This window comes from Mycobacterium cookii (assembly GCF_010727945.1).
Taxonomy (GTDB): Bacteria; Actinomycetota; Actinomycetes; order Mycobacteriales; family Mycobacteriaceae; genus Mycobacterium; species Mycobacterium cookii.
In genome coordinates, this window is the sequence record NZ_AP022569.1 from 2,959,087 (window position 1) to 2,971,000 (window position 11,914).

The 11,914-nt window shown below is 66.5% G+C and carries 12 protein-coding genes and 1 tRNA gene; 7 read left to right on the forward strand and 6 right to left on the reverse strand.

What is annotated here, in order from left to right:
• The first annotated feature begins 115 nt into the window (after nt 1-115).
• Together G6N27_RS14040 and G6N27_RS14045 are read left to right on the forward strand one after the other, a co-directional pair.
• Complete coding sequence (locus G6N27_RS14040; RefSeq protein ID WP_163776884.1) at nt 116-604, forward strand: inorganic diphosphatase; 489 nt, start codon at nt 116-118, stop codon at nt 602-604.
• Nucleotides 605-648: 44 nt separating this feature from the next.
• A complete protein-coding gene (locus tag G6N27_RS14045) occupies nt 649-1,338 on the forward strand; it encodes a hypothetical protein (RefSeq protein ID WP_163776885.1) in 690 nt (229 codons plus the stop codon).
• On the opposite strand, the gene G6N27_RS14050 is transcribed toward G6N27_RS14045, so the two are convergent.
• Nucleotides 1,335-2,294: a TerC/Alx family metal homeostasis membrane protein gene (locus tag G6N27_RS14050; protein ID WP_163781786.1), complete on the reverse strand. Its 960-nt coding sequence runs from the start codon at nt 2,292-2,294 to the stop codon at nt 1,335-1,337. The genes G6N27_RS14045 and G6N27_RS14050 overlap by 4 nt on opposite strands.
• 199 nt (nt 2,295-2,493) lie before the next feature.
• On the opposite strand from G6N27_RS14050, the gene G6N27_RS14055 reads away from it, so the two are divergent.
• From G6N27_RS14055 to G6N27_RS14070, 4 genes are all read left to right on the forward strand, one after another.
• Nucleotides 2,494-3,768 (forward strand): hypothetical protein, encoded by a 1,275-nt coding sequence (locus G6N27_RS14055; RefSeq protein WP_163776886.1) that lies wholly within the window; start codon nt 2,494-2,496, stop codon nt 3,766-3,768.
• A 43-nt stretch (nt 3,769-3,811) separates the two neighbouring features.
• Nucleotides 3,812-4,504 carry a glycosyltransferase family 2 protein gene (locus G6N27_RS14060; protein WP_163776887.1) on the forward strand — a complete coding sequence of 231 codons (693 nt, stop codon included), beginning with the start codon at nt 3,812-3,814 and terminating at the stop codon, nt 4,502-4,504.
• Nucleotides 4,501-4,839 (forward strand): DUF2304 domain-containing protein, encoded by a 339-nt coding sequence (locus G6N27_RS14065; RefSeq protein ID WP_163776888.1) that lies wholly within the window; start codon nt 4,501-4,503, stop codon nt 4,837-4,839. Before G6N27_RS14060 ends, G6N27_RS14065 begins: the two co-directional genes overlap by 4 nt.
• 146 nt (nt 4,840-4,985) lie before the next feature.
• Nucleotides 4,986-6,485 (forward strand): hypothetical protein, encoded by a 1,500-nt coding sequence (locus tag G6N27_RS14070; RefSeq protein WP_163776889.1) that lies wholly within the window; start codon nt 4,986-4,988, stop codon nt 6,483-6,485.
• Between the two features lie 4 nt (nt 6,486-6,489).
• On the opposite strand, the gene G6N27_RS14075 is transcribed toward G6N27_RS14070, so the two are convergent.
• From G6N27_RS14075 to G6N27_RS14085, 3 genes are all read right to left on the reverse strand, one after another.
• The gene (locus tag G6N27_RS14075) at nt 6,490-7,608 is read right to left on the reverse strand and encodes a YeiH family protein (RefSeq protein WP_163776890.1); all 1,119 of its coding nucleotides are present in this window, start codon (nt 7,606-7,608) and stop codon (nt 6,490-6,492) included.
• A gap of 4 nt (nt 7,609-7,612) precedes the next feature.
• Nucleotides 7,613-7,756 carry a hypothetical protein gene (locus tag G6N27_RS14080; protein ID WP_163774186.1) on the reverse strand — a complete coding sequence of 48 codons (144 nt, stop codon included), beginning with the start codon at nt 7,754-7,756 and terminating at the stop codon, nt 7,613-7,615.
• Between the two features lie 63 nt (nt 7,757-7,819).
• Nucleotides 7,820-8,764: an NAD-dependent epimerase/dehydratase family protein gene (locus G6N27_RS14085; RefSeq protein WP_163776891.1), complete on the reverse strand. Its 945-nt coding sequence runs from the start codon at nt 8,762-8,764 to the stop codon at nt 7,820-7,822.
• Here G6N27_RS14085 and G6N27_RS14090 point away from each other — a divergent pair.
• The gene (locus G6N27_RS14090) at nt 8,730-10,559 is read left to right on the forward strand and encodes a hypothetical protein (RefSeq protein ID WP_163776892.1); all 1,830 of its coding nucleotides are present in this window, start codon (nt 8,730-8,732) and stop codon (nt 10,557-10,559) included. The genes G6N27_RS14085 and G6N27_RS14090 overlap by 35 nt on opposite strands.
• Nucleotides 10,560-10,570: 11 nt before the next feature.
• Here the strand turns inward: G6N27_RS14090 and G6N27_RS14095 are convergent.
• Both G6N27_RS14095 and G6N27_RS14100 read right to left on the reverse strand, forming a co-directional pair.
• A tRNA-Thr gene (locus tag G6N27_RS14095) sits at nt 10,571-10,646 on the reverse strand.
• A gap of 64 nt (nt 10,647-10,710) precedes the next feature.
• Nucleotides 10,711-11,907: a DNA polymerase III subunit delta' gene (locus tag G6N27_RS14100; RefSeq protein ID WP_163776893.1), complete on the reverse strand. Its 1,197-nt coding sequence runs from the start codon at nt 11,905-11,907 to the stop codon at nt 10,711-10,713.
• Between the last annotated feature and the right edge of the window lie 7 nt (nt 11,908-11,914).

The following is an 11,914-nucleotide window of genomic DNA, read 5'->3' on the forward strand; positions in this document are numbered from 1 at the left end:
CCTGACAACGTTTGCGCCCATTCTGCTGCAAACCCCCGCGGAGCGGCGCGGCGCGGGAGCCCTACGATCAACGCCAAGCGACAAACAGTGATTTCCAGGCGAAGGAGCCGAGCCGGTGCAGTTCGAGGTGATCGTCGAGATCCCCAAGGGTCAGCGAAACAAGTACGAGGTCGACCACGAGACCGGGCGCGTCTTCCTGGACCGCTATCTCTACACGTCGATGGTCTATCCGACGGACTACGGCTTCATCGACAACACCCTCGGCGAGGACGGCGATCCACTGGACGCCTTGGTGCTCCTGCCCCAGTCAGTCTTTCCGGGTGTGGTGGTCAAGGCGCGGCCGGTGGCCATGTTCCGGATGACCGACGAGGCCGGCGGCGACGACAAGGTGCTGTGCGTGCCGGCCAAGGACCACCGCTGGGATCACATCCAGGACATCGGCGACGTGCCGCAGCAAGAGCTGGACGAGATCAAGCACTTCTTCTCCCAATACAAGGCGCTGGAGCCGGGCAAATTCGTCAAAACCGCCGACTGGGTCGGCCGCGAAGACGCCGAGGCCGAGGTGCTGCGTTCCATCGAGCGGTTCAAAACCGAAGGCCACTAACTGGTCTCACGGCGCGCACTGCGCAGCGGTGGCATCCTGTCAAGATGGGCCCGATGCATTTCGCCGCCAATTTCTGGTGGCTGATCTTCCCGCTGGGCGGTGCGATCGGCGGGGGTGTGCGGGCGATCGCCGCGGCCAACGAACGCCGGGCCGAGCGACGGATGGAACGGTATCGGCTGAAGCAGCAGACCAAGATCGCGATAGCCGAGGCATCCGGTCGCGGTCGCAACACCAAGGACAGCAACCGACGCGAAGTCATCAAGCTGCTCGCCGAGCATGACCGCACCGACGCGCGGTGGTTGGACTACGAAGTCGACATCGCGAAACTGCTCGACTTTCCGTCGATGACCGACATGCGCAATCCGCTGACCGTCGCCTTTCACAAGGCGAAGCGCCAGGCGGACCTGCTGCGCCCGGAACGGCCCGAGGACCTGCTCGAGGACCGTGCCGCGCAGCTGGACTATCGCGATGCCGTCCACGAATACGTCGTGGCGTTCGAAGTCGCCGAGACCGAGGCGATCCGCCGACGCCGCAGCGACTTTTCCGACGACGACCAGGACCGGCTGGCGCGCGCGCAGCACCTGTTGCAGCTCGCTCAGGACGCCGCGGCGTCGCCTCAGGAACGGCAGAACGCCTACACGCGGGCAAGCAAGGAACTCGACGGGCTGATCGTGCTGCCCGCTCCGACCCGGGCGGCGATCGAACGCCGCATCGCCGCGGCCATCGAGGCCTAGCCGGGTCGGCTGCTCCACACACTGGCGGCCGCGGTAACGACCAGCGTCGCAGCGATCACCGCAAGACTGACCGACGTCGGTATATCGGGAACGTCAATGTGCTTGCCGCGGTTGATGAATGGCAGTTGATTCTCGTGCAACGCGTGCAGGATCAGCTTGACGCCGATGAACGCCAGAATGATGCCGAGGCCTTTCGACAGATACACCAGCCGCCCCAGCAGACCCTCGAGCATGAAATACAGCTGCCGCAAGCCCATCAACGCAAACACGTTGGCGGCCAACACGAGATAAGCCTGGCTGGTGAGACCGTAGATCGCGGGAATGGAATCCAGCGCGAAAAGCAGGTCTGCGGCGCCGAGGGTCAGGATCACCAGAGCCATCGGCGTCATCAGTCGCTGCGAGCCCTCCTTGACGACGAGCTTCAGACCGTGCCAGGAGTCGGTGACTTTCACGTGATTGCGGGCGAACCGGACGGCGGCGTTCTCGGTGTTCGTCTGGTGCGCGGTGCCACGCGCCAACCGCGCCGCGGTGTAGACCAGAAAAGCGCCGAAAAGGTAGAAGATCCAAGAAAATTGCTGAATGGCCGCCGCACCCAGTGCGATGAACACGCCGCGGAGTATCAGCGCGAGCACGATCCCGACGAGCAGCGCTTCGCGCTGATACACCCTGGGCACCTTGAAGCTCGTCATCACGATGACGAAGACGAACAGGTTGTCGACCGACAGGCTGTACTCGGTGAGCCATCCCGCGACGAACTCCACGGCGAACTGCCGGCCATGGAAGTACCACGTCCAGACGGCGAAACCGATCGCGAGCCCGATATAGGCCGACAACGCGATCGCGCAGCCGCGCATGGTCGGTTCACCCGATCGGCGCGCCATCACCGTGACGTCGAACATCAGCACGCCGATCGTCACCGCCAGGGTGACGATCCATTCCAGCGATGAGACGTGCACGGGCTTACCTCCGGTTCGGTGAAAACCAGAGGTCTCTTCCACCGTCGCGGTCACGACGGCCCGCGGTACGGACGCCCGATGGTGGGCGACGTGATGACGACACCGCGGCCGAGGAATACTCCCCTCCGCCGATGAGTCTGTCAGGTCGAGGTCGTCCCAGCGTGCCGGGCCCGGAATTGGCTGTGGGTAGTTTCGAACCGTGACGGAAGTGGGCGGCACTCCTGCTATCGGGGCATTCGCCGGCCCGATTGCCCGCAGCAGCGTGGCCAGGGTGGGCACCGCGACCGCGGTGACCGCCCTCTGCGGCTACGCGGTGGTCTACCTGGCCGCCCGCGATCTGGCGCCGGCGGGCTTCTCCGTCTTCGCGGTGTTCTGGGGTGGGTTCGGGCTGGTCACCGGCGCGGCCAACGGTCTGCTTCAGGAGACCACCCGGGAAGTCCGCGCCGCGGGCTATGCCGACGTACTGCCGGGTCAACGTACGCATCCGCTGAGGGTCGCCGGCATGGTCGGGATCGTCTCCGCCGTGCTGATCGCCGGCAGCTCACCGCTGTGGAGCGGCCGGGTGTTCACCGACGCCCGCTGGCTTTCGGTGGGACTGCTCAGCGTCGGTCTGGCCGGGTTCTGCCTGCACGCCACGTTGCTGGGGATGCTGGCCGGCACCAGCCGATGGACACAGTACGGCGCGCTGATGGTCACCGATGCCGTCATCCGCGTCGCGGTCGCGGTGGCGACCGTCGTGGTCGGCTGGAGCCTGGTCGGGTTTCTGTGGGCCACCGTCGCGGGCGCATTGGCCTGGCTGATCATGATCGTCGCCTCGCCGACGACCAGGGCCGCGGCGCGACTGCTGACCCCGGGCGGCACCGCGACATTTCTGCGCGGCGCGGCCCATTCGATCACCGCGGCCGGCGCCAGCGCGATTCTGGTGATGGGTTTTCCGGTGCTGCTGAAGGTCACGTCGCTGGATGGAACATCTCATGGGCTCGGTGCGCAGGGCGGGGTGGTGATTCTGGCGGTCACATTGACCCGCGCGCCGCTACTGGTGCCGCTGACCGCGATGCAGGGCAATCTGATCGCCCATTTCGTCGACGAACGGACCAAGCGACTGCGCGCGCTGATCACCCCGGCCGCGCTGATCGGGGCGATCGGGGCGGCCGGCGTGCTGGCAGCGGGCCTCGTCGGCCCGTGGCTGTTGCGGGTCGGCTTCGGGCCCGACTATCACGCGACCGGTGGGCTGCTGGCCTGGCTGACCGCGGCCGCGCTGGCGATCGCGATGCTGACGCTCACCGGCGCCGCGGCGGTCGCAGCCGCGCTGCATCGCGCGTACGCACTGGGCTGGGTCTGCGCGACCGTCGCCTCGGCGCTGCTGCTGGTGTTGCCGCTGCCGCTGCAGACCCGGACCGTCGTCGCACTGTGCTGCGGCCCGCTGGTCGGCATCGGCGTACACCTGGCCGCGCTGGCACGCAGCCGCGGCTGATCAGCCGAATCGGCCGGTCGGGCGTGTACGTTGTGGGCTTGACATGCCCAGTCAAACTTCGGACGCCTGGATCGTCGTCCCGGCCTTCAACGAGGCCGGTGTCATCGGCGACGTGATCGCCGCTCTGCGGTCGGTTTTCGCCAACGTGGTGTGCGTGGACGACGGTAGCGCCGACGGCACCGGCGACATCGCCCTGCGGGCCGGGGCGCATCTGGTGCGCCACCCGGTGAATCTCGGTCAGGGCGCGGCGATTCAGACCGGCGTCGAGTACGCCCGCAGCCAGCCCGGCGCGCAGGTCTTCGCCACCTTCGACGCCGACGGGCAGCACCGCGTCCAGGATGTCGTCACGATGATCGAGCGGCTGGGCTCAGGCGACGTCGACATCGTCATCGGCACGCGATTCGGCCAGGGGGTCAGCAGGCCACCACTGCTGAAAAGGCTTGTGCTGCAAACAGCCGTGCGGCTGAGCCCGCGCGGTCGCCGGTTGGGCCTGACCGATACCAACAACGGGCTGCGAGTGTTCAACAAGACCGTCGCCGACGGCTTGGACATCACCATGAACGGGATGAGCCACGCCACCGAATTCGTCATGCTGATTGCCGAAAACCATTGGCGGGTGGCCGAACAACCCGTCGAGGTGCTCTACACCGAATACTCCTCGGCCAAGGGGCAACCGCTGCTCAACGGCGTCAACATCGTCGTCGATGGATTCTTGCGAGGAAGGATGCCGCGTTGAACTGGATACAGGGTCTCCTCATCGCCTCGATCTTCGCGCTGGTGGTTTTCCTGCTGCGCTCGCGTCGCAGCGTCCAGTCGCAAGCCTGGGTCAAAGTCGGCTTCCTGGCTTTCGTGTTCGCCGGGGTGTACGCCGTGCTGCGGCCCAACGACACCACGGTGGTGGCGCACTGGCTTGGCGTCGACCGCGGCACCGACCTGATGTTGTATGCGCTGATCATCGCGTTCAGCTTCAGCACGCTGAACACCTACCTGCGGTTCAAAGACCTCGAACTGCGTTATGCCCGACTTGCTCGCGCCGTCGCACTCGAGGGTGCGCAGGCGCCGCTCGAATAACAACTTGGCGCGCGTTTCCTCAGGTTCGTCATACCGTTTTTACGGGAAATTCCCAGGCTTGCAGTCGACTGGAATTAAACTCGCGGTCACCTCCAATCGGAAAGAGGCTGTTCAGAGACCTATAGCAGAACCGGGAGCGCCCACCCGTGAACAGTTGTCGCCTTACCCTCACCCTCACCCTGGCCGCCGCTGCCGGCGGGCTCGTCGGCGCCGCACTGCTCTCGGGCGCCGTCGCCGTCGCCGACACCATCGCGGCCGATCCGCTCGCCGCAGATTCTTTCGACGCGTCGTCTTACACGTTCGTTCCCGTCGCACCGGAAAAAGTGACCGGGCTGTACAACATGGCCACGGCTCCACCGGGCATCAACGAAAGCGTGCAGGGTTACCAGCAGTTCGACGTCGTCGACGGCGATGGCAACACCGATGGCACCTTCTTCGGCTACGAGTCGACATCGCCGTATCTCTCGCCGTACGTATCACCGTCGTCCGACGCCAATCTGGTCACCAGCCAGGTGCTCTACGTCAGCCCCGACGCCCCGGGCTATACAGATTCGTCCGGGGTAGCCCCGCCCGCCGACTCGATCATCAGCACGACCACCAGCTTCGGCGGCGAGATCCAACACATCTATTCCGCCATCCCCGACGCCGACGGCATCGATACGGTCACCGACGTCTTGAAGTCCCCGTTTGGGACATTCGACATCTCCCCGTTCGTCGACTCGCTTGATTTTGACGCGGCCGACGTCGCCCCGGCGTTGCCCGACGGCATTACGTCGACTGCCGATCCGGTGATCACCGCGGTAAACGGGTTGCCGCCGCTCACTATCGCGCTTCAGGGCTATCAACCCTTCGAGGTCGACAGCAATCCGGATGCGACCTTCAACGCGGTCGAAACGACCACCAGGGACGGCCTCGGATTCCACACCGAGGCATTCCTCGTCACCAAAGACACCGGCACCGCTGACTCGCTGCCGGTCGGATCCATCTACAACATCATCGATTACAGCAACATGTCGAATGTCTACTCGTCGATTCCGCAGGCCGACGGCATCGACAAGGTCACCGACACATTGATCGACACGACCACCGGACAGACGACGGACCTGACGTACCTGTTCGCCCCCTACGACGCATCCCTGGGCCTCAATGACGGTACGGCGCTGCACCCGATCACGTTCGGCGACGCCACCATCCACCCGATCTCGGGGGCGCAGGAGGCGTTCACCGGGATCAACGGGCTGCCGCCGGGCAACGCCTCGATCCAGGGCACCGACACGTTCGGCATCTACTCGGGTGGCTCGGACACACCGTCGACGACCTTCACGGCCGACGTCACCAACATTCAGGAGATGTTTTACAGCCACTACTCCGAGGCGCTGCTCGTTACGGACTCCAGCGACCCGACGGTGCTGCCGGACGGCTCGATCATCGACATGACGACCTATGGCAGCGGATTCGCGAGCGTCTACGCCGACCTGCCGGGGCTGGGAACCGACGGGCACAACCTCATCACCGATACGCTCGTGACCCCGTTCGGCAACACCGACCTCACCTCGTTGATCGACGCGTCCGCGGGTCTCAGTCCCAGCGACGGCTTGGTGACATTCCTCGATGCACCGTGGTTGGACCTGTTCAATAGCTTCTGAGCGATCAGCCTGCGCCGACACCCCAGTGCAGGCCGCGTGAGGTGAGCAGCACCAGCCCGAGCGAGACCGCGGCAACGACGACCAGTCCGACGACGGCGACCACCAGCGGCCGCCACCCGGTGTGGACGAGTTCGCGAATGTTGGTGTTCAGCCCGACGCCGGCGAACGTCAACAAAAACGCCCACTTCGACACGTTGGCGACGTTGGCGGTCTGGCCCTTGCTGAGCCAGTGCGCGGTCGCGATCGCCGACACTGCCAAAAAGCCCAACACGAATTTCGGGAACTTGACCCACACGAACGCCGCCCGCGCGCGAAGACCTGGCGCGACTTCGTCGGCTTCACCGCGCGACGCCCAGTAGAGAGCGAAGCCGAGGACGACGAAACCGATCAGCGCATTGCGGGTCGACTTCACCAGCACCGCAAGCTTGCCCGCTTGCTCGGAATAGAGGTAACCCGTCGCGGTGGTCTCCGCGGTGTTGTCCACCGAAAGCCCTGCCCACAAACCGAATTCGTGATCGGTCAAGCCGAGCGCGTGTCCCAGGACCGGCAGCGTGAACAGGCCGACCGCGCCGAGCGCCAAGATCGCGGCGATGGCGTAGGAGACGTCGGAGTTACGCGCCCGGATGGCACCTTTGGACGCGATGATTGCCGAGACGCCGCAGATCGAGGTTCCGATCGCCAACAGCGAACCGAGCTTGCCGGACAGGCCGAAGAAGCGGGCCGCGGCCACAATGATCGCCCCGGCAACGGTCATGTCCACCAAGATCTGCACCAGCGAGATCCCGCCCAGCTTCAGGACATCGCCGAGCACGAACCGCACGCCCAGTGCGACGATCCCGATTTTCAGCCAGAATTCGTACGTCTGCACCCCGGCGCGGAAGATGCGGTGCAACCCGACGGTGTTGGTCACGAGCAGGCCGATGAGAATCGCCCATAGCACATACTCGACGTCCGGCACCACCCAATGTTGTTGGTGGGCAAAGGAATTCCACCAGATCTGGGAATACTTGCCGAGCAGTCCGACCGCAATGAGCAGAAGCACACCTGGCAAGTACGCGAACAGGTTGCCGCTGGTGAAACCGGCTTCGTCGGGTTCGGCCTGGTCAGCGACGACGGTGCTCACCGGGTCACCACGGAATCTTGGGCAGCAAGCCGGCCACGGCCAACAGCACCACGATGCCGGCCACGATGGTGGCCCACCAGTCGACGCTTATCCGGGCCAGGTGTCCGGCCCCACTGGTCGAGCCCGCTTCGTGACTCTGATCGTTCACGGTCAAACATGCTTACGCCGTCCGTGCCACCGGACAAGAGATTGGTTCTGGCTGATCGATAAGCTAGCCGGAGTGCGTCTTCCGGAAGTAGTCCACCGTGCGGCGTATGCCCTCATCGAGTGGCACCTGCGGTAGCCAGCCCAAAACCTTTTCAGCTGAGGCGATGTCGAGGCAGGACCGCTTCAAATCGCCGAGCCGCGGCGGATGGAATTCCGGGTCGTCGGGCGCACCGACGGCGGCGGCCACCGCTGAATGAAGTTGGCGGTCAGAGGTTTCCACACCGGTGCCGACGTTGAACCGCTGCCCACCCCCGGCCGGGCCGGACGCCTTGACGAACGCCTCCACCACGTCGTCGACGAAGACATAGTCGCGGGTGTTGGACCCGTCGCCGAAGACTTTGGTGGGTTTGCCGGACAACAGCGCCTGCGCGAAGATCGCGACGACGCCGGCCTCGCCGTGCGGATCCTGGCGTGGGCCATAGACATTGGCCGGTGCGATGTGCGAGCACTCCAGGTCGTAGAGATGACTAAACGTGTTGAGGTAGATCTCGCCGGCCACCTTGCCCGCGGCGTAGGGCGACGCCGGATCGGTGGGCACCGCTTCGCTGGTCGGGTAGGTCGGCGGGATGCCGTAGATCGATCCCCCCGACGAGGTGTGCACGACCTTGCGGACGCCGGTGCTGCGCGCGGCTTCGGCGATCCGTACCGTGCCGAGCACGTTGACCGACGCGTCGAACTGCGGGTCGGCCACCGAGTGCCGCACGTCGATCTGGGCGGCCAGGTGGAACACCACCTCCGGCCGGTGCTCGCCGAAGATGGCGTGCAGGTCGGCGGTGACGATGTCGGCCTCGACGAAGACGAACTCGCCGATGCCGACCAGATGCTCGAGGTTGGTCGCCCGGCCAGAGGCGTAGTTGTCCAGGCCGACGACGCGGTGCCCGTCGTTCAGCAACCGGTCGACTAGCGTCGACCCGATGAACCCGGCTGCCCCGGTGACCAGTGCGCGCACCGGCCCACCATACCGGCGGGCGCACCGGGTGCCGAAGGTGGCGCTGGCAGCGGCGACGCTGGTGGCGCTGCAGCTGGTGATTCGCGGCGTGCTGGCGTTTCGGGGCTACTTCTACTGGGACGACCTGATTCTGGTAAGCCGGGCGGGGACGCACGGCCTGCTGTCGCCGTCATACCTGTTCGACGATCACGACGGCCACGTGATGCCGGCCGCGTTCTTGGTCGCCGGCGCCGTCACCCGGTTGGCGCCGTTGAACTGGGTCGGGCCCGCCATCAGCCTTCTCGTGCTGCAGCTCCTGGCTTCGCTCGCGCTGCTGCGTGCGCTGTACGTGATCCTGGGCTGGCGGCCGGTGCTGCTGATTCCGCTGACCTTCGCGTTGTTCACCCCGTTGGGCGTGCCCGGGTTCGCCTGGTGGGCGGCGGCGCTGAACTCGTTACCGATGCTGACCGCGCTCGCCTGGGTGTGCGCCGACGCGGTCCTGTTGGTCCGCACCGGAAACCGGCGCTATGCCGTGACGGGCGTATCGGCCTACCTCGGCGGGCTGGTGTTCTTCGAGAAGGCCGCGGTGATCCCGTTCGTTGCGTTCGCGATCGCAGCGCTGCTGTGGCACGTCAACGGCGATCGCTCGGCGTGCGCGACGGTGTGGCGGGCCGGCATCCGACTGTGGACGGCGTCGCTGGCGCTGACCGGCGCCTGGGTCGCGGTGTATCTGGTCGTGGTCAACCAGCGGCGGTGGAGTTCGGATCTGTCGATGACGTGGGACCTGTTGTGCCGCTCGGTGACTCATGGGATCGTGCCGGGTCTGGCCGGCGGACCGTGGGCGTGGGCCAGGTGGGCGCCGGCCTCGCCGTGGGCCGTGCCGCCGACGACGGTCAGGGTGCTGGGCTGGTTGGTGCTGGCCACGCTGCTGGCGCTGTCGCTGGCCCGCAAACAGCGCATCGCGCCGCTGTGGCTGACCGCCGCCGGCTACGTGGTCGCCTGCCAGGTGCCGATCTACCTGATGCGCTCGTCGCGGTTCACCGCGCTGGAACTGGCCCAGACGTTGCGGTATTTCCCCGATCTCGTCACGGTGCTGGCTTTGCTTGCCGCCGTTGGATTTTGCGCGCCCAACCGCCCTGCGTCACGTTGGCTGGACGCTTCGTCGGCCCGCGCGCTCATGACCACCGCCGTCGCCACGTGTTTTGTTGCGAGCAGCGGATATTCGACGGCGACCTTCTTAAAGTCCTGGCGGGACAACCCGGCTCAGCCGTTTCTACAGAATGCGCGACGCGGGTTGGCCGCCGCGCATGCCGCTTCTAGTGCACCGCTGCTCGACCAGGAGGTCGATCCGTTGGTGCTCGGACGGGTGGCCTGGCCGAGCAATCTGGCCAGTCACATGTTCGCCCTATTGCACGATCGCCCGGAATTCTCCTCGGCCACAACGCAATTGCGTACCCTTGACACTTCGGGTCGACTAGTGGACGCGCAGGTGACCTGGGTGCGCGCGATCAAGCCCGGACCGGTGCCACGGTGTGGGTATCTCGTGCAGCCCGACCGGCCGGTTAGGCTCGCGCTGGACGGGCCGCTGCTGCCGACGGATTGGACGGCGGAGATCAACTACCTCGCCAACAGCGACGGCTCGATGACGATGTCGTTGCCCGAGGGCACCGCGACCCGGGTTGCGGTGCATCCCGGGCTCAACCGCGTATTCGTCCGACTGCCCGGCGCGGGCGATGCGGTACTCGTGCGGGCCAATACGACCGCGTTGAGCGTGTGCGTGGCGGCCGGCCCGGTGGGCTACGTGCTGCCGCGTTGAGCGGGCAAACGTGGAGCCACCTAGGAGAATCGAACTCCTGACCTGCTCATTACGAGTGAGCCGCTCTACCGACTGAGCTAAGGTGGCGTGCCCTGACGGGCGGCACGAGTCTACGACAGGCCCGTTCAGCCGCCCAACTTCGCCTGCACGCCTAGTCGCGCAGCGCCTGACCGATCGTGGCGACCATCGCGTCGACGGCGAACTTGGGCTTGACGTTGACGGCCAGGGCTTCGCGGCACTCCAGCACCGCCTCGATGCAGCGCAGCAGTCGATCGGGCGGGGCGTGCGCGGCCATCGCCGCGACCTGCTCAGCCATGTCGGGATGATTGGGCCGAACACCCCCCGCGCCCGACGAGACCAGCAGCGCGTCCCGAAAGTAGGTCGCCAGGTCGATCAGCGCGCGATCCAACGCATCTCGCGACGCTCGGGTCTGACGCGACTTCTGTCGTCGCTCAAGGTCTTTGATCGCACCCGTCGCGCCACGCAACGCGCCGGCGGTGCCCTTACCGGTGCCGCCCGCGCCCAGCGCGGTGCGCAACTCCTCGGTCTCGGCCTCGTCGCGCCCGGCAGTGAGCACCGCCGCTTCCGCCTCGGCAGCGGCCACCAGCGCCTCGCCTGCGGCGTAACCCTTCGACCGGGTCGCCGCGTCGCGGGCCAGCCCCAACGCCTGAAGCCGTCGATCCCGGGCCTCGGGGTCGATGGCCAGCCGGCGCGCCCGGCCGACGTGACCGCCGCTGACCGACGCCGCCCAGGTCGCGGTCTTCGCCGGCAGATCGTCGTTGTCGACCAGCACCTGGGCGATCGCCTCCGGCGCCGGCGTCACCAGCGCGACGTGCCGACAGCGGGACCGCAGCGTGATCGCGATGTCCTCGGGGTCCACCGACGGCGCACACAGCAGAAACACCGTCCGCGGCGGCGGCTCCTCGACCACCTTGAGCAGCGCGTTCGCCGCGCCTTCGGTCAACCGGTCGGCGTCCTCGATCAGCACGATCTGCCAGCGACCGGTGCTCGGCCGTCGCGAGGCGATCTGGACGATCGCGCGCATGTCGTCGACACCAATGGAGAGCCCTTCGGGGATGACGCGCCGCACGTCGGCGTGGGTGCCGGCCATCGTCGTCGAACAGGACCGGCATTCCCCGCAGCCCGCTACCCCGTCGGAGGTGCACTGCAGGGCGGCCGCAAAGCACAGCGCCGCGATCGATCGGCCCGACCCGGGTGGGCCGGTGATCAGCCAGGCGTGCGTCATCGCGGCGTTGTGAGTCGAATCACCACGCGCCGCCGTGGCAGCGGCCACCAGGTCGGCCTCGACCGACTCCTGGCCAACCAAGCGTGTGAATACCCGCGACATCACCCGA